Origin of the sequence: Paenarthrobacter sp. TYUT067 (genome assembly GCF_023656375.1) — a bacterium.
In the GTDB taxonomy this organism is placed as follows: Bacteria; Actinomycetota; Actinomycetes; order Actinomycetales; family Micrococcaceae; genus Arthrobacter.
In genome coordinates, this window is sequence record NZ_JAMOIT010000001.1 from 132,224 (window position 1) to 156,702 (window position 24,479).

Below are 24,479 nucleotides of genomic sequence, written 5' to 3' on the forward strand. Positions count from 1 at the left end.
GACATCCACAGAGGCGTAGGGCGAAAACCGCTAGAAATCAGGGTTTGAGGATCGAAAAGGCTAGAATTAAGTGACGAAGGTCACCTAGACCGGTCTAGTTGCGCAGATTACAGCTTTTCGATTTGGAACTTCACATGAACTTCTGTAAAGTTTATTGAGGTTCGAGGGGGTCAGAGAAACAGACCGCCGAGAATCACACGAAATGCGCCCATAGCTCAGCTGGATAGAGCGTCTGTCTACGGAACAGAAGGTCAGGGGTTCGAATCCCTTTGGGCGCACAGATGAAGACCCGCACCGGTTCGCCTGTGCGGGTCTTTTTTTATGCCCGGCTGACCTCAGTAAGCGGCCGGTGACCCGAACGCAGAAACGGCAAGGGCCGCCGTCGTACTTTTCAAAGAAGTACGACGGCGGCCCTTGCGGTTAAGTCCGTTAGTCGCCCACCGCTTCACTGATGCGGCGACGGATGCCATCGAAGTGGCGATTGAGCAGTTCGGACGCCGAGACTTTGTCCCCGGCTGCGACCGCGGCGTAGATGCTGCGGTGCATGGCGGCAGTTTTCGCCAGGTCCTCATTGCCCGGTCCGATCTCCACGTGGATCTTCCGGTACACCTTCCAGAAGACGCCCATCAGGTTGATCAGGAGTTCGTTGTTCAGGGGTTCGAAGAGCCGGCGGTGGAACTCAGCGTCCGCGGCAACAAAATTCTCGCCGGCGGCAGCGAGTTCTTCCATCTGCTTCACGGCTCCTTCAATGGAGGCGAGCTGCTCTTTGGTCATGACATCCATGGATGAGCCAATCAGCCCGGATTCCAGGGCTTGGCGCACGTCCACCAGTTGCAGGGCTTCAAGGCCTTGATGGCGGAGTGAAAGGCGCCCCCGGAAGGTCAGCCCGTCGGCCAAGGCATCGAAGTTACTCGGTGCTACGAACATGCCGAAGCCATGACGGATTTCAATGACACCAAGCGCCTGAAGAACTTTGAGGGATTCGCGGAGCGTATTACGCCCTACGCCGAGTGCTCCGGAAAGCTCGCTCTCCGTGGGCAATGGATCGCCCGCCTCGAGCTCACGCTCAAGGATCAATTCCATAATGTCCGACTGCAAAGCACGCAGCCGGGCCTGTGCACTGAACCGCGCTTGCGGAACTACACCGGAAGTTGTCATGGCGCTCTCCTTGCCAATGCGCCACCCTATGAGAAGGCGGTGCGGTGTTAATATTGAGGCGAGCTTAGTGCCCACCGCAGAATGACTTACTCGCAGCATACAATATCGGATGTCCCACCTCCCCGATAGCTGTTGCTACCGAATTCCTCCCTGAGAATTCCCTTCCGCACCGGCCGCAGCCGGAAATCCCCCACTTGACGTTCCGTTGTGACCGCCCTTACAGTTTCCATACGAGCATCGGACGTCCTACATCCGATAACCCACGAAACGCGAATGGTGAGGCACCCTATGAGCAAGACGATCCACAGCCTGCCGCTGGTCAATGACGCCAGCCGCCGGAACTTCCTGAAGCTAAGCGGCGCAGTTGGTGCAGCAGCCGCCTTCACGGCAACCCTTTCTGCGTGCGGCGGCGCTGCCAGCACCACCACGGGCACCACCACCAACACGGCTGCGGTCAACAAGGACCTCATCATCGAGGCAGGCATTTCCTACGCACTCTCCACGGGTTTTGACCCGCTGAGCTCCTCCGGCGCCACCCCTATGGCCGCCAACCTGCACATCTTCGAAGGCCTCATCGAACTGCACCCCGCCACGCGTCAGCCGTACAACGCTTTGGCTGCCGCAGACCCCAAGAAGGTCAACGACACCACCTACCAGGTGACCATTCGCGAGGGTGCCAAGTTCCATGATGGCTCCCCCGTCACCACCGAGGACGTCGCTTTCTCCTTCACCCGCGTGATGGATCCGGCCAACAAGTCCCTGTTCTCCCAGTTCATTCCCTTCATCCAGGACGTCAAGCCGCTGGACGAGAAGACGGTTGAGTTCACTCTGAAGTACGCCTTCCCCGGCTTCGGGCCCCGCATCTCGGTAGTCAAGATTGTGCCCAAGGCGCTGGCCACCGACCTGAAAGCCTTCGATGCCAAGCCAGTGGGCTCCGGCCCCTACAAGCTCGTTTCGGCGGTCAAGGACGACAAGATCGTGTTCGAAGCATTCGCTGATTACAACGGCCCCAAGCCGGCATTGGCCAAGGGGATGAACTGGTTGTTGCTCTCCGATGCCGCCGCCCGTGTCACCGCTGTGCAGTCCGGACGCGTCCAGGCGATCGAAGACGTACCCTACCTGGACGTTGACGGGCTGAAGTCCAAGGTCAAGGTGGAGTCCGTCCAGTCCTTCGGCCTGCTGTTCCTCATGTTCAACTGCGCCAAGGCACCGTTCGACAACAAGCTGGTCCGTCAGGCCCTGCACTACGGCATGGACAAGGAAGCCATCATTAAGAAGGCCCTGTTCGGCAACGCCAAGGCTGCCACGTCCTACTTCCAGGAAGGCCACCCGGATTACGTCAAAGCCAAGAACGTCTACGGCTTCGATACTTCCAAGGCCGAGGAACTGCTGAAGCAAGCAGGCGTCACCACCCTCGAGTTCGAACTCCTCACCACGGACACCGCCTGGGTCAAGGATGTTGCGCCGCTGATCCTCGAATCCTGGAACAAGATCCCTGGAGTCAAGGTCACCGTCAAGAGCCTCCAGTCCGGCGCTTTGTACAGCGACCGCGTTGGCAAGGGTGATTTCTCCGTGGTCGCAGCCCCCGGCGATCCCTCCGTTTTCGGTAACGACGCGGACCTCCTCTTGAGCTGGTTCTACTCGGGTGCAACATGGATGGACAAGCGCGCCTTCTGGACCACGCCGGAGCGTACCAAGCTGCAGGAGCTCATGAACAAGGGCTCGCAGGCTTCAGGTGAGGAAGCCAAGAAGATCGTGAGTGAAATCGTGGACATGGTTTCGGACGAAGTTCCCCTGTACCCGGTCTTCCACCGCCAATTGCCCAGCGCATGGGATGAAAAGAAGCTCAACGGCTTCCAGCCCCTGCCCACCACCGGCTTGTCCTTCGTTGACGTCGGACGCACAGCCTAAGCAACCCTTCGCGTTGTGAGGCCCGCTCTGCAGGGTTTAACCCCCAAAAACCCTGCAGAGCGGGCCTCCCAACCAGATCAACCGGAGAATACATTGGTCACCATATTGCGTTTGCTAGGCCGCAGACTTGCAGCATTGCCATTGATGATCCTGGGCATTACGTTGCTCGTCTTCCTCGTCCTGCAGGCCGCTCCCGGCGATCAGGCAAGCTCCGCCCTCGGCGATGGCGCCAGCGAAGAAGCCAAGCAGCAGTACCGCCAGGACAATGGCCTGAACGACCCCCTGGTCCTGCAGTACTTCCGATTCCTCGGCAAGCTCCTGCAGTTCGACCTCGGCGTCACCACACCACCGGCAAAGTCGGTGGCGTCCATGATCGCCTCGGCGTTCCCGCTGACCCTCCAACTCACCTTCCTTGGCGTTCTCATCGCGATCGTGCTCTCCCTGGCCTTCGGCATCATGGGCGCCCTGTACCGCGACAAATGGCAGGACCAGCTGGTCCGCGTCTTCTCCATCGCCGCGATCGCCACGCCGTCATTCTGGCTCGGCATCCTGCTCATCCAGTGGTTCGCTCTGGGCGAGAACCCGATGTTCCCCTCAGGCGGAATTGCGACGCCGGAATCCGGCTTTGGCGGTTGGCTCAACTCGATGGCCCTCCCGGCACTCGCGCTTGGTATTCCTGTGTCAGCGTCCCTGATCCGCGTGGTCCGCACCTCGATGGTTGAAGAACTGGACCGCGACTACGTCCGCACCGCCATCGGCAACGGTGTCCCCTACCGCGAGGTGGTCTCCAAGAACGTCCTCCGCAACGCGCTCGTCACCCCGGTGACCGTGCTGGGACTTCGCGTCGGCTACTTGCTGGGCGGCGCCGTCGTGATTGAAATGATTTTCGCCCTGCCCGGCATGGGCCAACTGATCCTCAACGGCATCACCAACCTGGACGTCAACCTTGTCCAGGGCGTGGTGCTCACCATCTCGGTCACCTTTGTTCTGGTGAACATTGTGGTGGACCTCCTCTACCTGCTCATCAACCCCCGAATCAGGACGGTATAGCTCATGCGCAGCAAGCTCGCAGAACGGCTAAGTGCCCCGGGCATTCGTTTCAAGGCCCTGCCCTGGGGCTCCCGTATCGCCCTGCTCTTCCTCATCATGATTGTCCTGGCAGCAATTTTCGCGCCGGTCATCGCACCGCACGATCCTCTGGAGACCTTCATCCCGGCCACGCCGCCCGGCGCCGAACACTTCTTTGGCACCGACCGCCTGGGCCGTGACATCTTCTCCCGGCTCCTGTTTGGCGCACAGTCGTCGCTGATGATCGGTCTGGGCGCTGTTGCCCTGGCCATCTTGGCCGGAGCGCTCCTCGGTTCGTTCGCGGCCACCTCCAGCAAGTCCGTGAACGAGATCATCATGCGGCTCATGGACATCCTCATGGCATTCCCCGGCATCGCCCTGGCAGCCGTGCTGTTGGCAGCGTTCGGTAACTCGGTGCCCACCATCATCATCGCGATCGCCATCATTTACACCCCCCAGCTGGCCCGCGTGGTCCGTGCCAACGTGCTGGCACAGTACGGCGAAGACTACGTCCGTGCCGAGCGCGTGATCGGAGCCGGCCGCTTCTACATCCTGGTCAAGCACATCGTCCGCAACACCGCCGCCCCCGTGCTGGTGTTCGCCACTGTCATGGTGGCCGACGCCATCATCCTCGAAGCCTCGCTGTCCTTCCTGGGCGCCGGCGTGCAGGACCCCGCTCCTTCCTGGGGCAACGTGATCTCCTACGGCCGCAACCTGGTCCTGTCCGGCGGCTGGTGGGCCACTACCTTCGCCGGCCTCACCATCCTGCTGACCGTACTGTCACTGAACATCCTGGCCGAGGGCCTTACCGACGCCATGGTGAATCCGAAACTGCGCCGCGCGCCTGTAGTAAAGGACGACGACGGCTCTACTGCCGCCGTGGCCGTGGACACCGAGGTTGCCACCTCCATTGCCCAACCTTCCGTGGTTGAGGCACACGAGCTCGACGGCGTCATGGCGGCTTCCGCTGACGGCGTCACTTCCGGGGCCGGCGCCTCAGCCGTCCTCACCGACATGAAGCTGGCCGCCGCCAACCCGCACCTCCTCCTGGACCGCGAACTGGAACTCCTGGCATCCATCGAAGCCAAGCGCACGGACCGTCTTCCCCAGGTATCCCCGGAAGCGCGCAACGTGCTGGAAGTGAAGAACCTGTCCATCCGCTTCCCGGGCCGCTTTGGCGACATCGCGATCGTGGACAACGTCTCCTTCACCGTCCGCGAGGGCGAAACCATGGGCCTGGTGGGCGAATCCGGTTGTGGCAAGTCCATCACTTCCCTGGCCGTGATGGGGCTGCTGCCCAAGACTGCCCAAGTCACCGGCTCCATCAAGTTCGATGGCAAGGAGCTCCTGGACTCCGCCACCAAGCACAGCAACCCGAAGGCCTACGAGGGCCTCCGGGGTGAACAGATCGCCATGGTCTACCAGGACGCGTTGAGCTCCCTGAACCCGTCCATGAAAATCAAGGACCAGATGGAGCAGCTCACTAAGCGCGGCGGCCGCAAGACGCCCGCAGAGTTGCTGGAAATGGTGAAACTGGATCCAGTGCGGACCCTCGCCAGCTACCCGCACGAGCTCTCCGGCGGCCAGCGCCAACGCGTGCTGATCGCTATGGCCCTGTCCCGTTCGCCCAAGATCGTTGTTGCAGATGAGCCCACCACCGCCCTGGACGTCACTGTCCAGAAGCAGGTTGTGGACCTTCTCAACGAACTGCGTGAACAACTCGGCTTCGCCATGGTTTTCGTCAGCCACGACCTCGCCCTGGTGGCCTCGCTGGCACACCGCATCACGGTGATGTACGCCGGCCAAGTGGTGGAATCCGCACGGGCTTCCGAGCTTCTTCAGAACCCCAAGCACGAGTACACCCGTGGCCTCCTCGGTGCGGTGCTGTCCATCGAGGCCGACGCTGTTCGCCTCCACCAGATCCCCGGCACTGTTCCGTCCCCGCGGGACTTCGCCACGGGCGACCGCTTCGCGGCCCGCTCACTGCGACCCGACGCCGATCCCCACCAGAAACTGGTCCTCACCGCCGTCTCTTCGGTTTCCTCGGCGAACGGTGACGATGCCGACCACTACTGGGCGAGCCATCTGAAGGAGGATGCGAAATGAGTGAATCAACCGGCAAGCCCGTCATCGAGCTCAAGGACGTCAAGGTCTACCACCATGCACGGACCGGTGGCCTGTTCCGTCCGAACATCGTCAAGGCCGTGGACGGCGTGGACTTCACCATCAGCCGCGGCGAAACCGTGGGCATCGTGGGTGAGTCCGGCTGCGGCAAGTCCACGCTTGCTTCGGTCCTCGTGGGACTTCAGCCGCCGACGTCGGGCAAGGTTTTGTTCCACGGAAAGCCGGCCATCAAGCGGAACGCGGCCATGCGCAAGCAGTTTGGCCGCTCCGTCTCCGTGGTCTTCCAGGACCCGGCGACGGCACTGAACCCCCGCATGACCATCCAGGACATCCTCACTGATCCCCTTCAGATTCATGGGATCGGCAACGCTGCTTCCCGCGCCGCCAAGGTCAAGGAACTCTTGGCCCTGGTTGGCTTGCCGCAATCGGCAGCCGAAGTGACGCCGTCGCAGGTTTCCGGCGGCCAGCGCCAGCGCGTGGCGATCGCCCGCGCGTTGGCTTTGGACCCGGACATCATCGTGGCCGACGAGCCGACGTCGGCGCTGGACGTCTCCGTCCGTGCGCAGGTCCTGAACCTTCTGTCCGACCTGAAAACCCAGCTGAACCTGGGCATGGTGTTCATCTCGCACGACATCCAGACCGTCCGCTATGTCTCGGACCGTATCTGCGTCATGTACTTCGGCAAGATCGTCGAACAAGGCTCAGCCGCGCAGGTCTTCGACAACCCGAGCAACGACTACACCAAGAAGCTGCTGGGCGCCGCGCCCAGCCTGCTTCACATCTAGTTTTTCCCCTCACAAGCTACAAACAACGGAGAATTCTGTGTCCACTCAGTTCCAGGGCGTCATCCCCCCGGTCATCACCCCCCGCCACGCAGACGGCAGCATCGACACCGCGTCGCTGAAAAACGTCACCAAGCACCTGATCGACGGCGGTGTGTCCGGCCTCTTCGTCCTGGGCTCCTCCGGCGAAGTCCCCTACCTCACCAACGATGAGCGTGAGCTGGTGGTCTCCACCATCGCCGACGCCAACGCCGGAGCAGTCCCGCTGATCGTGGGCGCCAACGAGCAGACCACCCACCGCGTGATCGAGGAAGCCCGCAAGGTGGTTGACCTCGGCGCTGACGCGATCGTGGTCACGTCCATGTACTACGCCATCGGCAACGCCGCGGAGACCGAAACGCACTTCCGCAGCATCCACGCCGCCATCGAGAAGCCCATCTTCGCCTACGACGTTCCGGTCCGCACGCACTTCAAACTGCCCACCGACCTTTTGGTCCGCCTCGGCCGCGACGGCGTCATTGCCGGTGTCAAGGACTCCTCGGGCGACGACGTATCCTTCCGCCAACTGCTCCTCGCCGCCAACGACATCCCCAACTTCGACATCTTCACCGGTCACGAGGTTGTGGTGGACGGTGCGCTCCTGGGCGGCGCGCAGGGTGTTGTTCCCGGCCTCGGCAATGTGGATCCGGCCGGGTACCGCCGCCTGTTCGACGCTGCACAAGCCGGCGACTGGGCTGGTGCGGCCCGCGAGCAGGACCGCCTGGCCGACGTCTTCGAGATCGTCTACGCCCCCAACGGACGCGTGTCCGGCGGAGCCGCTGGTCTGGGTGCGTTCAAGACCGCGCTGCAGGTGATGGGCGTGATCGAGTCCAACACCATGAGCTCGCCGATGCTGTCCTTGAACGATTCCGAGACTGCCGCGATCCGCGAAATTCTGGAGCGGAACGGGCTGGTCTAAGCTTCCATGACGGCTTCCATGACCCACGTGATCGGCGTTGACCTCGGCGGCACCAAGACCGCCGCCGGGGTTGTTGCCCCTTCTGGCGAGGTATTGATGTCGGAGACCATTCCGACGTTGAACCGGGCCGGCGGCGAAGCGATCCTCGATGCCACCGCTGCGCTGATCACGGGTTTGGTGGAGCGCGCTGCCGACGCCGGAATGTCAGTCTCCGGCGTCGGCGTCGGCTCCGCTGGGGTCATTGACGCTGTTGCTGGGACCGTGGTGTCTGCGACCGACGCGATTCAAGGCTGGGCAGGGACTTCGCTTGTTTCGGGGCTTTCATCCCGTCTTTCGCTTCCAGCCACCTCCGTGCGGGCCGTCAATGACGTTCACGCCCATGCCCTCGGTGAAGCCTGGCTCGGCGCGGCTGCCGGATCCTCAAGTTCGCTCATGGTGGCGTTCGGGACCGGCGTGGGCGGGAGCTTCGTGCTGGATGGTTCGCCTGTTCTGGGGCACCGTTTTGTTGGCGGGCACGTGGGGCATTTCGCCTCGCCTTTGGCGGTTTCCGATGGTCTTCCGTTGCCTTGTGTTTGCGGTTCGGCCGGGCACGTCGAGGCCATAGCTTCAGGCCCCGCGATGTATGAGGCCTTCCTGCGGTTTGGCGGTTCTTCCAGTGAGGTTTTGGACACTCGTGGCGTGTTCGCTCTGGCCGCTTCAGCTCACGACGGCGGTGCTGGCGCTACCACCGCTGGTGACCGCACCGCCGCCTTGCGCGCCATCGATATCGGCACTTCCGCCGCTGGCCAGGCCGTAGGCGGGCTCATCAACATCCTCGACCCCGAAACCGTGGTGATTTCCGGTGGGCTGGCCGATGCCGGCGAGCTCTGGTGGAAGCCCATGGAAACGGCCCTGCGCAAAGAACTGCTGACGCCGCTGGTTTCTGTGCCCGTTGTTCGGGCACGCCTCGGCAACACCGCTGCCATTGTTGGCGCCGCGAAACTCGTCCTTCAGTAGTCCGTAAATAAAGGCAGACACCATGATTCTCACCCCCAAAAACCTCGAAGCCCTCCGTTCCCAGCTCATCGTCTCCTGCCAGGCCTACCCCGGCGAGCCCATGCGCGATCCCCGCACCACGGGCCAAGTAGCGGCATCCGCCGTCATCGGAGGCGCTGCGGCGATCCGCGTCCAAGGGTTGGCCGACGTGCAGTTCACGCGCGCCACCGTCGAGGTTCCTGTCATTGGTCTTTGGAAGGACGGGCACAACGGCGTTTTCATCACCCCCACCCTTCGCCATGCCTTGGCCGTTGCCAATGCCGGGGCTCATGTGGTGGCGATCGATGGAACGCGCCGGGCCCGTCCGGATGGGTTGTCCTTGGCCGCCACTGTTGCCGGTATCAATGCAGAATCCCATGCGCTGGTGATGGCCGATTGTGGTTCGTTCGATGACGCAGTGGCGGCGGTCGAAGCGGGTGCGGACCTCATTGGCACCACGTTGTCCGGCTACACCGGCGAGCGCGCCAAGACTGACGGTCCGGACCTGGAGCTTCTGGAGCAGATCGCGTCTGCGGACCTGGGCAAGCCACTCATCGCGGAGGGCCGCATTCATACCCCGGCCCACGCCCGCCAAGCCCTCGAGGCGGGTGCCTTTGCCGTGGTTGTTGGCACGGCTATCACTCACCCGGCGTCGATTACGGGCTGGTTCAAGGGCGCGATGCACGCGTAGCCCTGCAAACCCCACGCAAACCCTGCAAAGCGGGCCTCACAAACCAAGAGCCCTACGTTGCGAGGCCTGCTCTGCACCCTAAACCCCACGCAAACCCTGCAGAACGGGCCTCACAAACCAAGAGCCCTACGTTGCGAGGCCTGCTCTGCGCCCTAAACCCCACGCAAACCCTGCAGAACGGGCCTCACAACGCGCAGGGAGCGGTTGTAGGCTTTCCCCATGACTGCCGAGAGCTCCCGGGAATTCGATGTAATCGTGATCGGCGCGGGCGCCGTTGGAGAAAACGTGGCGGACCGTGTGGTCCGTGGCGGGCTGACGGCGGTGATCATCGAGAGCGAGCTAGTGGGCGGCGAGTGTTCCTACTGGGCTTGCATCCCTTCCAAGGCGCTCCTCCGTCCGGGTAACGTGCTCCACGCCGCCCAAGTGGTGCCCGGAGCCAAAGAGGCGATTACTGGAACCGTGGATGCCGGGGCTGCCCTTAAGCACAGGGACTGGTTCACCAATAATTGGCAGGACGGCAGCCAGGTTGAATGGCTGGACAGCGCCGGGATCGAGTTGATCCGTGGCAGGGGCCGAATTACTGGTCCCCGCGAGGTCCAGGTGGATGGACTCGATGGCAACAGTTACGCGCTCAAAGCCCACCATGCCGTGGTGGTCGCTACGGGGTCAACTCCCACCATCCCGGACATTGACGGCCTGAGCGACGTACCTTTCTGGACTACCCGCGGCGCCACGGCGGCCAAGGAAGCCCCAAAGCGCTTTGTGGTCCTGGGTGGTGGTGTGGCAGGGGTGGAGATGGCGCAGGCGTTCGCGCGCCTCGGCTCGGACGTCACCCTCATCGCCCGCGGTCGACTACTGAGCAGCTATCCGGAGGAAGCCGCCAACCTGGTGCTGGCCGGGCTTCGCGCCGACGGGGTGGCTGTTCATGTCCACACCGACGTGGAGAAAACGGAGGAGAACGACGACGGCTCCGTGACAGTCAGGTTCGACGGCAAGTCGCTCACGGCCGATAAAGTCCTGGTTGCCTCCGGGCGGCACCCCGCCCTGGCCAATCTGGGCCTGGAAAATGTTGGCGTTGAAGCACAGGACAGCAAACCCCTTCGACTCACAACGGATGCCAGCGGCTTGGTGGAAGGCCCTGCCAGCGATGGCACCAGCGGACTGTGGCTTTACGCCGCCGGGGACGCGGCCGGCAAGGTGCTCCTGACCCATCAGGGTAAATATGAGGCGCGTGCAACCGGTGACGCAATCGTCGCAAGGGCTAACGGCAAACTCGTCGGGACACCCAAACCGTGGAGCCCGTGGGCCCACACGGCAAACGACCACGCAGTTCCGAGCGTGGTGTTTACAGATCCTGAGGTTGCCTCGGTTGGCCCGAGCCTGGAGCAGGCCCTGCTGCAGGGCAAGAATGTCACGGGCGTGGAACTCCCCATCAACGTTTCCGGCTCGCAGTTGCACTCCCCCGACTACAAAGGCTGGGCCCAGATAGTGGTTCATGAGGACAGGAAGGTCATCCTGGGAGCTACTTTCGTGGGTCCGGGCGTTGCGGAACTCCTTCATTCCGCAACCATTGCGATCGTGGGCGAGGTGCCGTTGGACCGGCTGTGGCATGCCGTTCCTTCCTACCCCACCATCAGCGAGGTTTGGCTGCGGCTCCTGGAAAAGTACGGGCTCTAAATTTCTATTTGAACTGACCAGTCAGTTTAGTTAGACTTTCAGCAGACACCATTTCTGCGAAAGGCTTCATTGTGCTGTCCGTACAGCAACTTCAGATCAACGGCCGCCGGGACGATCTCCTCCCGGCAACGTCACTTCAAGTCCGCCGCGGCGAACTCCTGCTCGTCGCCGGAGAGGGCCAGGACCAGCGGACAGCTTTGGCGTTGGCTTTGAGCGGCCGCATGAAGCCAAGCAACGGCGTCCTCAGCTGGGACAACACCACCAAGACCAAGAAGATCCGCCTCGCCAGCGCCTTGGTGGACTCTCCCGGCGTCAACGAACCCGAGCAACACCTCAGCGTCCGCGACCTCGTCACCGAGGACCTCTCCCTGATTCCCCGGCGATACCGCGGCGCACTGCTGAGTAAACCGTGGCTGAAGGTCAACAGCTTTGAAGACATCGCCGGCCTCTGGATAGAACAAATTCCGGCCGCCCGCCGCTTGGAACTCCTCACCGCGCTGGCCTTGGCTGATCCAGCCACGGACCTCCTTGTAGTGGACTCCCCTGACCGCCACAGTGCCGATCCCGCGGCTTGGTTGCCCCGGCTTCAGGCATTGGCGTCCGACGCCGGGCGGCCGCTTGCCGTCGTCGCCGTCGTGGGTGCCCTCCCGGAGAACTGGACCGGAGCCGCTGCGGTGATCGGAAACTCAGTGACGCATCCCCCTGAACCGGAGGTGGAACCCACGCCCGCCGCACCGCAGGCCACCCGGCCCGAGCCGGCAACCGCCGTCGAACCCCAAACAGCGGACGAACCCAAGGCCAAGCACGCGGCCGAACCGGCACCCGAAACATCCGCAGCCCTCAAACCCGCTGCCCACACTGAATCCGAAAACCTTCAAAGGACTGCAAAGTGACTGTTCTGCGGCTGGCCCGCTCCGAACTCAAGCGCATGACCGGCGGGCTCCTGCCCAAGCTGACCATCCTCGCCCTGACCATGGTCCCGTTGCTGTACGGTGCCGTGTACCTTTACGCGAACTGGGATCCGTACGGCAACCTGAACCAGATCGACGCCGCCTTGGTGGTTGAAGACACGGGTGCCACCTCAAAAGACGGCACGGAACTCCAGGCCGGCAAAAAGGTGGCAGACAGCCTGGTTGAGGGCCACGTTTTCAACTGGAAGCAGGTGTCCAGCGCCGAGGATGCAGATGCTGGCGTTCGCACGGGTGAGTACGCCTTCGCCCTGCGCATCCCCAAGGATTTCTCCTCCAACCTGGTCTCCCCCGGGAGTTTCGACGCCGCCAACCAGGCCATGCTGCACGTCACCACCAACGATGCCAACAACTACTTGCTGAGCACCATCGTGGACAAGCTCACAACGGCCGTGCATTCAACGGTGGCCAAGGAAGTGGGCGAGGAAACCGCCAACCAGCTCCTCACGGGCTTCGGCACCATCCACGCCTCCATTGTGAAGGCCGCCGACGGCGCCACGGAGCTGGCCACGGGCGTTGGCAAACTCAGTGACGGCGCCGCGACACTGCACACCGGCACCACCCAGCTGGTTACCGGGGCGGACCAACTCGTGGCCGGGCAGACCCAGTTGCGCGATGGAGCCGTACAGCTGAACACCGGTGCCGGCCAGCTCAGTTCCGGCCTCACGGAGCTCAGGAACAAGACCGCTACCCTTCCAGCTGATTCGCAGAAACTCGCTGATGGCGCCGCCCAAGTAGCCGCCGGAAACGCCGAGCTGAACGCGAAAGTCCAGGACGTCGTCGGGCAGCTCGAAGCGGCAGATAAGGGCCTCCGCAACCGCGTGGTGGAATCGAACGCGCGGCTGGTCACGGCCGGTGTGCTGACGCAGGAGCAGGCCGACAAGGTGTTGGCCGACTTTGACTCCGCAGCAGCGTCGGGCCCCGTCACCGATGCGAAGGCAAAGATTTCCGGGGACGCCGCCAAAATCCAGCAGCTCTCCGACGGTTCAGCCGCTGTGAGCGCAGGCGCAGCCAAGCTCGCCGCCGCCACACCAGCGCTGACCGACGCGATCTCGAAGGCCGCAGACGGAGCCGGGCAGCTGAACGCGGGCGCATCAACGTTGGCCGCCGGGCAGCAGACCGCCTTGGACGGCGCTGCCAAGCTCGACGACGGTGCCCACCAACTGGACGACGGTGCAGGCCAGCTCGCCAGCGGCGCAGTGACCGCATCCGATGGGTCACATACCCTGGCCACCGAGCTTGCGAAGGGCGCAGGAGACATCCCCAACCCCAACGATGAGCAAAAGAACAGTGTGTCCAAGGTGATCGCGGACCCGGTGGCCGTGGACAACGTGTCCCAGGCCAAGGCCGGATCCTATGGCGCCGGGCTGGCACCCTTCTTCCTGACCCTGGCCCTCTGGATCGGCGTGTTCATGCTGGTCCAGGCCATGCGGCCCATCACCCAACGGGCCTTGGCCTCGAACGCCCCCGCCTGGAAAATCGCCGTCGGAGGCTGGCTGCCGTTCTTCGTCGTCTCGGTGCTGCAAGCCACCATCCTCACCCTGGTGGTTGATCTCGGCCTGGGCCTCAACCCCGCGCATCCCATCGGAATGTGGCTGTTCATGCTGGCGGCCGTAATGGCGTTCAGCGCGATCATTCAGGGCATCGTGGCGCTCATGGGAACTCCCGGAAAGTTCGTGGTTCTAATCCTGTTGGTGCTGCAGCTCGTTTCCTCGGGCGGAACGTTCCCGTGGCAGACCACCCCCATGCCGCTCCATGTTGTGCATGAGGTCCTGCCCATGGGATACGTGGTCACCGGCATGCGACACCTGATCTACGGTGGTGAGCTCAGCATGATCTGGCCCACCGTACTGGGTCTGCTTGGATACACTTTGCTGGGAGCGGCACTGTCAACGCTCGCCGTCCGCAAGCACAAGATGTGGACCCTCAAGACGCTGAAGCCGGAGATTGCAGTATGAGCACCACCGAGCCGGTCCCTTCCGCCGCCGAGTCCCAGGGAGGCGAATCAGGCCCTGCCGGGAAAAAACTACGTCCCGGCCGCACCAACGCCACCAAGCAGCGCCTGTTCGAGGCCTCCATGGAGCTGATCGGCGAGCGCGGCGCTGCGGGGGTCACCGTGGATGAGATCGCGGCCGCTGCGGGGGTGTCCAAGGGAACGGTCTATTACAACTTTGGCAGCAAATCCGATCTGATCGCACAGTTGCTGCGGCACGGTGTGGACATCATGCTGGTCCGGCTGCAGGACGTTCGGGGCAACAGCAACGACCCCCTGGAGTCCATGACCAACATGGTGGGGCAGGCCATGGAGTTCATGGACGACTACCCCTCCTTCGCCCGGCTGTGGGTCAGCGAAAACTGGCGCACTCCCGGGGAGTGGAGTGCCGTGTTTGCCGAGCTCCGGGGTGAACTTCTGGCCGTGATTGGCTCGGCTGTGGAGAGCGTTGCGGCGGGTTACAAAGTGGACGAATCGATTGCACGGGGTTCTTTGGAGGCAGCGATATTCGGGGCCATCTTCGTGGTGGGACTGGACCGGCAGACGTACAACCCGGAACGCACCCGCGAGCAAAGCGTTGCGGCCGTGATGACCATCATGCACGGGTACGTCATCAAGTAACGCTGCCTCTCCTGGCGTTGTGAGGCCCGCTCTGCAGGCCTAAACCCGCGCGAACCCTGCAGAGGAGGCCTCGCAACGGTACGCAATTGGAATCTGAAGCGGCGTGGCGTGGCCACTTGGTCGGCGATGATTAACCTCATGCGTCACATGGGGAACAGCGGGAAGCTTGCGGTGGTGTCCGCGTTCGTCTCGCTCGGGCTGTTAGTGCTGGCCGCAGTAGTGCTGGAGGAACTGGTGTTGTACCTGTTCCTGGGCTCCGTGCTGATCTGCTACCTGGCGTCCCTGATCCAAGTGTTCAACCGCCGACGCTATCTGGTGATCCTGCTCGGCGCAGTGGGCACCAGCTTGTTCATCGGGTGCAGCATTGCGTTCTTGCGGATGTGGGGCATCGCATTTAGCCAGGACGCCGCTGCGCTGGGCAGTGCTCCCGCCGGCGGTGCTCAAGCCGGCGGTGCTCCAGCCGGCAGTGGTGCACTGGGCGGCCCGGCCATCCCGGCCAGCACCCAAGACTCGGACATCTATTTCTACTTGGCCGTGGCAGCCGGCATCGGAACGCTGGCGGTGCTGTTCCTCGGAGCAGTGGTGCCGTCGTTTGGTTCGCGGGCTGCGGCGCCTCACAAACGCCCCTCGACGCCGGTGAAGCGAACCCCGGCGCCCCGCAAACCAGCCTCCCGTCCGGCCACACCTGCCAAACGTCCGGCTGGTTCGTCCCCAAGGCCACCCACTGCAACCAAGGCTCCTGCAGTCAAGCGCCCCGCACCGCGTACGCCAACAACGTCAGCCAAGCGGCCGGCGTCGAGCGCTTCTGCCCAGCGCAAGCCGGCCCCGAAGCGCTAACGCACCTCCGAACGTGCGTCGCGGGGCCCGCTCTGCTTGCTTACGCGGGATCTATAGGCGCAGAGCGGGCCTCACAACGGGAGTTTCCGGGCGGATTTTGCGTCCGGCACCCAGGACGGCGGTGGCAACTCCCAGAAGGAGGATCAGCCCGCCGAGGATCTCGGTCAGTGTGGGAATCTCGTTCAAAACAAGCCACGCGGCCGTCATCCCCACCACAGGGACCAACAGCGTGAAAGGCACGACGTCGGAACTCGGGTACAGCGACAACAGCCGGTTCCAGATGCCGTAGCCAATCAGGGACGCGAACACGGCCGTATAGATGGCGCTCAGGAGAGTGGCGGGCTGCAGGTCGGTGGGAGTGGCCCACACGATGCCCGGTCCGTCCACCAGCAGCGACAAACCAGCCAACGGGACCGGCACCACCGCACCGGACCACACCACCAGGCCCAACCCGGAGGCGGCTTTGGAATGCCGGGCCACCACGTTGCCGACCGCCCAGGACAACGCCGCGGCCAGGACAATCATGAGCGGAAGCACCGGCGCCACGGCGCTGCGCCCCACCGCCACTATTGCCAAGCCTGCGATACCCAGAGCCACGCCCGTCAATTGGCGGCGGCTCGGCTTCTCACCGAGGAACCTCGCCGCCAGCAAAATGGTGAACAGAACCTGCGCCTGAAGTACCAAGGACGCCAAACCTGCGGGCATCCCCAAGGCCATGCCCAAGTACAGGAGGCCGAATTGGCCGGCACTCATGAAGAGCCCGACGCCGACAATCGCCTTCCAGCCGACGTCCGGTTTGCGGATGAACAGGATGAAGGGAAAGACCACCAGCAGGAAGCGCATGGCGACGAAGAGCAGCGGCGGGACTTCCCTGCCGTTGGTGTGCAGGCCGAGGTCTATCGCGACGAAGTTGATGCCCCACAGGACAGCAACTACCACGGCAAGGGCGGAGTGGCGAAGGTTCACACGTACACTCTGGCCTTCTTTTGGTTGAAGCACCAGCGTTGAATTCAACATGGAACAGCGTAGATTTGCTTCATGATCGACATTTCCTCCCTGAGGGCCTTGGTGGCCGTGGAACAGCACGGCTCAGTTGTGGCGGCGTCGGACGTCATGGGTTTCAGCCCTTCAGCCATTTCGCAGCAAATCAAGAAACTTGAGAAGCAGACCGGCGTCACCGTGCTGGAACGCAATGGCCGCGGGGTGCTTCTCACGGAACGCGGCCTGGCTTTGGCGGGCTATGGCAGGCGGATCATGGGCGAGCTCGAAGAACTCCAGGCCACACTGCTGGCCGATCCCGCGAAACCTTCAGGCCTCCTGAGGCTCGTTGCGTTTTCCACAGCCTGCCGAGGCCTGGTGGGACCGATGCTGGGGCGCATGGCCACCGCCCACTCCGCGTTGGACATCACCGTGCTGGCCGAGGATCCCCGCGAGGCTGTACAAAGAGTGGCATCAGGCGAAGCGGAACTCGCGGTTGTCCATAACTGGAACTCGGTGCCCTTGGTGATCCCGGAGAACCTGGTGCTTGAGGACCTCTGCATCGACCAAGCCGATGTCCTCGTCAACAGCACCCACCCACTATCCGGAAGTGCCGCCGTCGAGCGTGAAGACCTACTCAACGAAACCTGGATCAGCACCCCGGCAGGAGCCATCTGCAACGAAGCATTGCTGCAGATCTTTGCCGGGCTGGGCAAGGTCCCCGATATCCGCGTTTACGATCCCGACTTCTCCACCCACATCGCCATGGTGGAACAAGGCGTGGCCGTGGCACTCGTTCCCAGGCTCGGCAGGCCACCGCTTCCCGCCGGCGTGGTTGCCATCCCGGTGATCAACCCAGTGCAGCAACGGTCCGTGGGCGTGGTGTACCGGAAGACGATGACCGCCAGCCCCAACATCCGAACGGCGGTGCGAATGCTTCGCGAAGTCGCGGGCGGACTTCCCCTGCCACAGGGGTGACCAGGAGCGATCACGGCCACACAGTGGGCACGGCGAAGGCGTAGCGGCTATTTCGCAGGACCTACTTGCGGGGAACCGCGAAGTGCGTGAGCCGGGCGTCCTGCCCGTCCAGCTCAGCCCACGATTTTTCCGTTTCCATCACCGTCAACGCACTGGTTGGGTACCTGGTGGCGGCATCCATATAGGCGTCGTGGTCAGAGTCGCGGGAGGCCAAGTGCATAGCCAGATCCTGGACTCCAGGCATATGCGAGATCACCATCAGTGTGGTCACAGTGTCCGGGACGTGGTTGATGACCGTCAACATGCGGTTGGCCGAGGCGGAGTACAGGCCGTCCTCAAGTTTGGGCGTCGGTGCTTTGTCGCCCAGTTCGTCGCACACCCAGGTGCAGGTCTGGCGGGTTCTTAATGCTGACGAGCACAGAATGAAGTCAGGCACCACGCCCTGCTGGAGCAACCATTTGCCGGCCAGCGGAGCCTCCCGGTGCCCGCGCTCCTCCAAGGGGCGCTCATGATCAGGCACGCCGGTAGGCCAATCAGCCTTGGCATGCCGCATGATCACCAGGCGCTTAATGTGATGGTCACTCATAACCCAACCCTATCCGCCGCAGGCCCCCGTGGCTTCCTGACCTTCTTTGGGAAAAGAACAGCCCTTGGTCAACCTGATGTGGTTGACCAAGGGCTGTTGGCAGATCAATGAGGGTCAGGACCGCACGCAGCGCCGGCGCCCGCCGAGGCCAGTACTCTCCTGGGCTGCGTGGTGCTTAGATCGAGTATTCCGGAGCGGCCCAAACAATAACTTCGGGGTGCTCGTAGAAACGGTAGCCCTGGCCGCGGACCGTGCGGACCGTGTTGGCGAGGCGGCCGAGCTTGGAGCGGAGACGCCGGATGTGGACGTCGATGGTGCGCTCGTTGGGTACCTCTTCGGCGTTGCGCCATAGTCCCTCAAGCAGTTCGTCGCGGCCCACGGTGCGGGTGCCGTTTTCGACGAGGTAGTTGAGGAGTTCGAATTCCTTGAACGTCAGGTTCAGCGATTCGCCATCCAGGTGCACTTCGCGGCGGGCGAGGTCAATCAGCACGCCGGACGGACGGGATTCCTGCTGCGGCGCCGGACGGGCAGCTTCGGTGCGCTGGCGTGCGGCAACAGTGGGGTCACCGAACGTGGAACGCACGACGTCGAGGGCTGACCCGGGTGCCCCGGCGGGGGCCACTGCGACGGCGGCATAGCTTTCCGCGCCGGTCACGAGGGACTGGGCGTAGGCCCGGATTTCCTGGGCGAGCTTGGCGATGGATGTTCCTGCAGCGGCAGCAGTTTCTTCGTCAATACCCATGTACAGGACAAATCCGCGGGCCACGTTGTCGTTGGCGACGGGGCGGAGTTTGTCCGACTGGGCAATCACAGGAGTGGGTGCAGTCATGGGTGCCGGCTCTGCCGTGGGGACTGCGCGCAACTGGCCGTAGGAGTTGGGGTTGTAGCCCTGGGGCACATAGCCGGGGGCCTGCTGACCTGCGCCCTGGGGAGCCGGAGAGTAGCCGGGTCGGCTGCCGAAGCCGGGGCGAAGGCCTGCGTTTGACGCTGCCTTGTTGGCGTTACGGACGGAGATGTGGACGTATCCAGATGCAACTGACATGGAGTGCTTACCTCAAAAGTGAATAGCCGTCATCGCGGCTTCGAATGCTGATTGTCCCCGCAATGAGTTTGGGGAGGGGCGCCCAACGCTGGGCTAGGGGGCGAATGCCTGAAACTTCTTGGGGTGGAAAGTTAGGCTTGCATTCGACAACAGCGGTCATCATGGCCAGCGGGTTCGCTGGGCCAGGTTGCTGCGGCTGCAGGTGCTGTTGAGTTCTTGTTCACATTGGAAGTGTGCAACGTAACAATGGCAACACGCAAGTAACAAAGCGTCGAACCGTCCACATTTTGAGACGTTGAGGTCTATTGTGCCGCAAATCACAATTCAGCCGGGCCTATAAATGAATGGCATTTCATTCGACCACAGCCGGGAATATTCGCCATCGAGTGAATTTTCTTCGGTGAATCGGGCCAGAATGATGCTTCGGTTCCCACGAACGGGCATGCGGCGGAATCTCACGATCTGAAACAGTTGTTGTCCAACCACACTAAATGGCGGTTCAACAAATTTCCCGAAAAAATCTGCTACAAGCTGTAGAAACAGCTCTCTCGCTAGTGTTGGGTTCACAGCGTCCTCACAGGACCGGCAAAGCGCTGGCTAACCAGCAGAACGGAGAGTTGTCCCATGGCCTCCTCGCACTCCATGACCAACAACCTTCCCCAACTCTCCCATCCGGACGGCTCCCCCATCCGCGCCCTTGTGGTGGACGATGAACCCAGCCTCGCCGAGCTCATGAGCATGGGACTTCGAATGGCGGGCTGGTCCGTGGCAGTGGCCGGGGACGGGCCCGGGGCCGTAAAACTGGCCAAGGACTTTCGCCCTGACGTGCTGGTCCTGGACGTCATGCTGCCCGGCTTCGACGGCGTGGAGGTCCTCAATCGCATCCGCACCTTCGCCCCGGAAGTTCCCGCACTGTTCCTCACCGCCAAGGACGCCGTGCAGGATCGGATCGTTGGGCTCGCCGCCGGAGGGGACGACTACGTCACCAAGCCCTTCAGCATGGAAGAGGTCCTCCTACGCCTCCACCGTCTGGTCCAGCGTTCCGGGGTGGCGGCCATGGACACTTCCGAGCTTGTGGTGGGAGATCTCACGCTGAACGTGGACACCCGCGAAGTCACCCGGGCCGGCGAGGACATCCCGCTCACAGCCACCCAGTTTGAACTTTTGCGCTACCTCATGGAAAACCCCAAACGGGTGGTCAGCAAGGCCCAGATTCTGGACCGGGTGTGGGACTACGACTTCGGTGGCCAGGCCAACATCGTGGAACTCTACATCTCCTACCTACGCAAGAAGATCGAAGCCAACCATCCGCCCATGATCCACACCATCCGTGGCGCCGGGTACGTCATCAAGCCAGCGGACTAGGCGTTGAGCACACTGTCAGGAGTGGCCAAAAGCTCCCGTATTCCCGGAAATCCACAGCGCAGCTGGCTGAACCCGTCCACCTGGCACCTGCGGACACGCCTGGTCCTGGTGGCCATGGCGCTCCTGGTGGCCATCTGCGGAGCAGTGGGCATTGTCAGCTACGCGTCCATGGACATGGTCTTCAACAGGCAGCTCGATAGGCAATTGGAGCAGGCGTCCAGCCGCGCGACCGACTTCGGCAGGCCGCCGTCGAACTTTCCCACCAACCCCTCCGGAAGGCCTGACCCGCTGGAAGCGCGCGGACAGGCCGCGGGAACGCTCAACGCGAGGATCGACGGCTCAACCGTGAGGAGTTCGGGGCTCATCGACGCCCAAGGCAACCGCGTTTCACTCTCCGCAGCCGATGAGCAGGTCCTGTTGTCGCTCCCCAAGGACAACGTCCCGGTGGATCGGTCCCTGTCCAATGGTGACTACCGGCTGGTGGCAGTGGACACCTACGGTGATGTGATCGTGACGGGACTGCCCTTGGCGGACAAGCAAAGCGCCGAGGCCTCGCTGGTGTGGACCATGGTGTTGGTTTCGTTGGGCGGATTGGTACTGATCGGCCTCGCCGGAACAGTGATCATCCGGCGGACCATGCGGCCGCTTGAGCAGCTCTCCGAGGTTGCCACCAAGGTTTCGCGCCTCCCCCTCGACGCCGGTGAGGTGGCACTTGCGGTGCGCGTACCGCCGTCGGCCGCTCATCCCGGAACGGAAGTTGGAAGCGTTGGCCATGCTCTGAACCAGATGCTGGAGAACGTCGCCAGTGCGTTGGAAGCACGGCAGGAAAGCGAAACCAAGGTGCGTCAGTTCGTCGCTGATGCCTCACACGAACTCCGCACACCGCTCACCGCGATCCGAGGCTACACGGAGTTGCTGAGGATGACCGAGACCTTCACCGACGATGGCCGCAAGTCGCTGGCAAGGGTCCAAAGCCAATCGGAGCGCATGACCACGCTGGTTGAGGACCTGCTGCTGCTGGCGCGCCTGGACGAGGGGCAGCCCGTGAAAGTCGAGGACGTTGACCTGACCCAGTTGGTGATCGAAACCGTCAGTGATGAGAAGGTCATGGCGCCGGATCACATCTGGCACCTCCAGCTCCCCGATGAACCTGTGACAGTCCGCGGCGATGTAACGCAATTGCACCAGGTGCTTGCCAACCTGCTGTCCAACGCGCGCAAACATACCGATCCCGGCACCACCGTGGTGACAGGCGTCATGCTCTCCGCTGATGGCAGCGCAGTGGTCACAGTGACGGACAACGGCCCGGGCATTCCGGTCGATTTCCAAGGCCGGATCTTCTCCCGTTTTGCCCGCGCTGATGCCGCGAGATCGGGTTCTGAAGGCACCTCGGGACTGGGCCTTTCCATTGTGGATTCGATTGTTGCCGCCCATGGTGGCACCGTGGAGGTGACGTCCAGGCCCGGGCGCACTGAGTTCGCGCTGCGACTTCCCACGGTAAGCACCGGAGAAGGTCAGGCACGCCGGCAAGGCGACTCACCGGCGTCGTGATCTCTGTTACCTAAATGTGACTTCTGAAGAAACCTCCTGTACCGTCGAAAGGGTGGGTTTCCCCAAGGACCCACATCCGGGATGCGCCGAGCTCTGCCACTTCCCGGAGTCCGTTCTTCTTTGAGGCAGAGACGGGGGACCCACAGTCTCCGGGCCTGGCAATGTGCCGCCCTAGGGGTGAAGCCGCAGCGTGACGCGCGGCCGGATGACCTCATCCGAACCCGACAGCTAACTCCGCAGGCGCTGAGAGGTCACACAACATGTCTGAATTTAACGATCAGACGCGCCCTTCTGCGCGTCACCGCGACGAACACAACGCACCGCTCACCAAGTCGCAGTCCGTCCTCAAGAACGCTGCCCGCCAGGGTAAGTCCGGCCACCGCATGTCAGTCGTAGCCGGCGTTGTTGCAGCCGCACTGGGTGTTGCATCGCTCGGAACCGCCGCAAACGCCGCGTTGACTCTCCCTGAGGCGAGCCGCGTTGCCGGGACCCAGGCTGCTGCCCAGGTCAGCGCCAACAAGTCAGCTGAAATCTCCGCTTCCTTGGATGCTGCCGCCGCCAAGGGCGCAGCTGACCGGGCTGCCGCGGACAAGGCAGCTGCTGAGAAGGCCGCTGCCGACAAGGCTGCCGCTGACCAGGCCGCTGCTGAGAAGGCTGCCGCTGACGCTGCAGCCAAGCAAGCCGCCGACGCCGCTGCCGCCCAAGCCGCAGCTGAGAAGGCTGCCGCTGACGCTGCAGCCAAGCAAGCCGCCGACGCCGCTGCTGCCGCCGCCGCTGCGGAAGCTGCAGCTGCCGCTGCCACCCCGAAAGCCGTGGACGACCCCGCCGCTGCCAAGGCCTACGCCGCCAGCATCCTGGGCAACTACGGCTGGAGCGCAGCTGAGATGACCGCGCTGAACACCCTGTGGGAGAAGGAATCCAACTGGAGGACCACTGCCACCAACGCTTCCAGCGGCGCGTATGGCATTGTCCAGTCCCTCCCGGCCGGCAAGATGGCCTCCGCTGGTGCTGACTGGCAGACCAACTACCAGACCCAGATCAAGTGGGGCCTGAACTACATCAAGGAGCGCTACGGATCCCCGTCCGCCGCTCTGGGCTTCCACTTGGCCAATAACTGGTACTAAGCCAGACCGCTTCATTGCCGCGCCCGTTCCCGCCGTCCGCCCCAGTACCCACTGGAGCGGATGGCGGGAACGGGTGCGGCTTTTGCTGTTTTACAGGCGCCACCCGTGGTTCACAGGCGCTGCCCATGGTTCACAGGCGCCACCCGTGGTTCACAGCGCGGTCACAGCATACGCCTAAAGCCCACATAATCGGCCGTTGCATGCTGGACATATGACGCTCACAGCTCCCCGGCCAGCACTGCATAGGACGGTGCAAGGCCCTCCCGCCAGCACACCCGCGCTGGCTCCCGTCCTGGACATCGCCATACCCGTGTTCAACCAGGAAGTCCGCCTGGAAGAAGACGTTCGCAGGCTACACGGGCACCTTGCAGACACTCTTCCGCACACCTTCCGGATCACTGTGGTGGACAACGCCAGCACGGACGGCACCCTGCGGATCGCCGAACGCCTGGCGAGGGAATTCCCCGAGCTTATGGTGGTCCGTCTTGATCGAAGGGGCCGCGGAAACTCCCTCCGTAAGATCTGGTTGTCCTCCGCGTCACCGCTGCTTGCCTATATAGACCTGGACCTGTCCTTCGACCTTTCGGCCGTGGCTCCTCTTCTGGCCCCGCTGATGTCGGGCCACTCAGACCTCGCTGTCGGCACGCGTCTGGCAAAGGCTTCGCACGGGACATTCAGCCACCACGGTGACGTCATTGCACGCGCCTACAATTTTCTGTTGCGCGTCCTGACGGGAGCGCGCTTCTCCGATGCTGAGTGCGGGTTCAAAGCCATTCGTGCCGACGTCGCCCGCCAGCTGCTCCCCTACACCCGCGATGAAGCATGGTTTTTCGACACCGAACTGCTGATCATCGCTGACCGCTCCGCTCTGCGCATTCATGAGGTGCCGGTGGACTGGAGCGACAATCCCGACGCAAGTGTCGACGTCGTACGTACCCTTTTGACCGACCTCAAAGGGTTGGCGGGGCTGACCCGCAAACTGCGCCGCGGGACAATTCCCATCGCCGGGCTTCGCGCCGAACTGGGCCGGGGCCCTCACCGGCACTGAACTTT

At 63.0% G+C, this 24,479-nt stretch carries 21 protein-coding genes, 1 tRNA gene and 1 riboswitch; of the genes, 18 read left to right on the top strand and 4 right to left on the bottom strand.

Translation table 11 applies throughout. The features are described from left to right. The first annotated feature begins 204 nt into the window (after positions 1–204). Positions 205–278, top strand: a tRNA-Arg gene (locus MOD31_RS00560). Positions 279–429: 151 nt separating this feature from the next. Here the strand turns inward: MOD31_RS00560 and MOD31_RS00565 are convergent. After that, positions 430–1,158, bottom strand: coding sequence for a FadR/GntR family transcriptional regulator (locus tag MOD31_RS00565; RefSeq protein WP_250819587.1), 729 nt, complete (start codon positions 1,156–1,158; stop codon positions 430–432). Between the two features lie 273 nt (positions 1,159–1,431). On the opposite strand from MOD31_RS00565, the gene MOD31_RS00570 reads away from it, so the two are divergent. The 12 genes from MOD31_RS00570 (at position 1,432) to MOD31_RS00625 (ending at position 15,802) form a co-directional block, all read left to right on the top strand. Beyond that, positions 1,432–3,069, top strand: coding sequence for an ABC transporter substrate-binding protein (locus MOD31_RS00570; protein ID WP_250819588.1), 1,638 nt, complete (start codon positions 1,432–1,434; stop codon positions 3,067–3,069). 93 nt (positions 3,070–3,162) lie between these two features. Next, positions 3,163–4,119: an ABC transporter permease gene (locus tag MOD31_RS00575; RefSeq protein WP_165450133.1), complete on the top strand. Its 957-nt coding sequence runs from the start codon at positions 3,163–3,165 to the stop codon at positions 4,117–4,119. A 3-nt stretch (positions 4,120–4,122) separates the two neighbouring features. After that, a complete protein-coding gene (locus MOD31_RS00580; RefSeq protein WP_250819589.1) occupies positions 4,123–6,243 on the top strand; it encodes a dipeptide/oligopeptide/nickel ABC transporter permease/ATP-binding protein in 2,121 nt (706 codons plus the stop codon). Further along, complete coding sequence (locus MOD31_RS00585; protein WP_142936606.1) at positions 6,240–7,046, top strand: ATP-binding cassette domain-containing protein; 807 nt, start codon at positions 6,240–6,242, stop codon at positions 7,044–7,046. The genes MOD31_RS00580 and MOD31_RS00585 overlap by 4 nt, the downstream gene beginning before the upstream one ends. Before the next feature lie 37 nt (positions 7,047–7,083). Continuing rightward, complete coding sequence (locus MOD31_RS00590) at positions 7,084–8,001, top strand: dihydrodipicolinate synthase family protein (protein WP_250819590.1); 918 nt, start codon at positions 7,084–7,086, stop codon at positions 7,999–8,001. An 18-nt stretch (positions 8,002–8,019) separates the two neighbouring features. Then, a complete protein-coding gene (locus MOD31_RS00595; protein WP_250819685.1) occupies positions 8,020–8,997 on the top strand; it encodes an ROK family protein in 978 nt (325 codons plus the stop codon). Between the two features lie 22 nt (positions 8,998–9,019). Beyond that, positions 9,020–9,706 (top strand): N-acetylmannosamine-6-phosphate 2-epimerase, encoded by a 687-nt coding sequence (locus MOD31_RS00600; protein ID WP_250819591.1) that lies wholly within the window; start codon positions 9,020–9,022, stop codon positions 9,704–9,706. A gap of 219 nt (positions 9,707–9,925) precedes the next feature. Then, positions 9,926–11,383 (top strand): NAD(P)/FAD-dependent oxidoreductase, encoded by a 1,458-nt coding sequence (locus tag MOD31_RS00605; RefSeq protein ID WP_250819592.1) that lies wholly within the window; start codon positions 9,926–9,928, stop codon positions 11,381–11,383. Positions 11,384–11,454: 71 nt separating this feature from the next. Beyond that, positions 11,455–12,276 carry an ABC transporter ATP-binding protein gene (locus tag MOD31_RS00610; RefSeq protein ID WP_223941804.1) on the top strand — a complete coding sequence of 274 codons (822 nt, stop codon included), beginning with the start codon at positions 11,455–11,457 and terminating at the stop codon, positions 12,274–12,276. After that, positions 12,273–14,309, top strand: a complete 2,037-nt coding sequence (locus tag MOD31_RS00615; protein WP_250819593.1) for a YhgE/Pip domain-containing protein — start codon at positions 12,273–12,275, stop codon at positions 14,307–14,309. Before MOD31_RS00610 ends, MOD31_RS00615 begins: the two co-directional genes overlap by 4 nt. Then, complete coding sequence (locus MOD31_RS00620) at positions 14,306–14,965, top strand: TetR/AcrR family transcriptional regulator (RefSeq protein ID WP_250819594.1); 660 nt, start codon at positions 14,306–14,308, stop codon at positions 14,963–14,965. The genes MOD31_RS00615 and MOD31_RS00620 overlap by 4 nt, the downstream gene beginning before the upstream one ends. A gap of 147 nt (positions 14,966–15,112) precedes the next feature. After that, positions 15,113–15,802, top strand: coding sequence for a hypothetical protein (locus MOD31_RS00625; protein WP_250819595.1), 690 nt, complete (start codon positions 15,113–15,115; stop codon positions 15,800–15,802). Positions 15,803–15,853: 51 nt separating this feature from the next. On the opposite strand, the gene MOD31_RS00630 is transcribed toward MOD31_RS00625, so the two are convergent. Continuing rightward, complete coding sequence (locus MOD31_RS00630) at positions 15,854–16,819, bottom strand: EamA family transporter (protein WP_250819596.1); 966 nt, start codon at positions 16,817–16,819, stop codon at positions 15,854–15,856. 21 nt (positions 16,820–16,840) lie between these two features. Here MOD31_RS00630 and MOD31_RS00635 point away from each other — a divergent pair, with 21 nt between their 5' ends. After that, entirely contained in the window at positions 16,841–17,758 is a 918-nt protein-coding gene (locus MOD31_RS00635; protein ID WP_166842898.1) for a LysR family transcriptional regulator, read from the top strand. Positions 17,759–17,819: 61 nt separating this feature from the next. Here MOD31_RS00635 and MOD31_RS00640 read toward each other — a convergent pair whose 3' ends face one another. Together MOD31_RS00640 and MOD31_RS00645 are read right to left on the bottom strand one after the other, a co-directional pair. Then, on the bottom strand, positions 17,820–18,344 hold the full coding sequence (locus MOD31_RS00640) for a histidine phosphatase family protein (protein ID WP_142936616.1): 525 nt from the start codon (positions 18,342–18,344) through the stop codon (positions 17,820–17,822). A 175-nt stretch (positions 18,345–18,519) separates the two neighbouring features. Continuing rightward, on the bottom strand, positions 18,520–19,386 hold the full coding sequence (locus tag MOD31_RS00645; protein WP_142936617.1) for a winged helix-turn-helix domain-containing protein: 867 nt from the start codon (positions 19,384–19,386) through the stop codon (positions 18,520–18,522). A 624-nt stretch (positions 19,387–20,010) separates the two neighbouring features. Between MOD31_RS00645 and MOD31_RS00650 the strand changes: the two genes are divergently transcribed. The 4 genes from MOD31_RS00650 (at position 20,011) to MOD31_RS00665 (ending at position 24,474) form a co-directional block, all read left to right on the top strand. Beyond that, on the top strand, positions 20,011–20,751 hold the full coding sequence (locus MOD31_RS00650) for a response regulator transcription factor (RefSeq protein WP_250819597.1): 741 nt from the start codon (positions 20,011–20,013) through the stop codon (positions 20,749–20,751). 3 nt (positions 20,752–20,754) lie between these two features. After that, entirely contained in the window at positions 20,755–22,302 is a 1,548-nt protein-coding gene (locus MOD31_RS00655) for a HAMP domain-containing sensor histidine kinase (RefSeq protein ID WP_187697052.1), read from the top strand. A gap of 74 nt (positions 22,303–22,376) precedes the next feature. Then, positions 22,377–22,557, top strand: a riboswitch (cyclic di-AMP (ydaO/yuaA leader). Between the two features lie 5 nt (positions 22,558–22,562). Beyond that, a complete protein-coding gene (locus MOD31_RS00660; RefSeq protein WP_142936620.1) occupies positions 22,563–23,426 on the top strand; it encodes a hypothetical protein in 864 nt (287 codons plus the stop codon). Positions 23,427–23,637: 211 nt separating this feature from the next. Then, positions 23,638–24,474: a glycosyltransferase gene (locus MOD31_RS00665; protein WP_250819598.1), complete on the top strand. Its 837-nt coding sequence runs from the start codon at positions 23,638–23,640 to the stop codon at positions 24,472–24,474. Positions 24,475–24,479 lie beyond the last annotated feature (5 nt).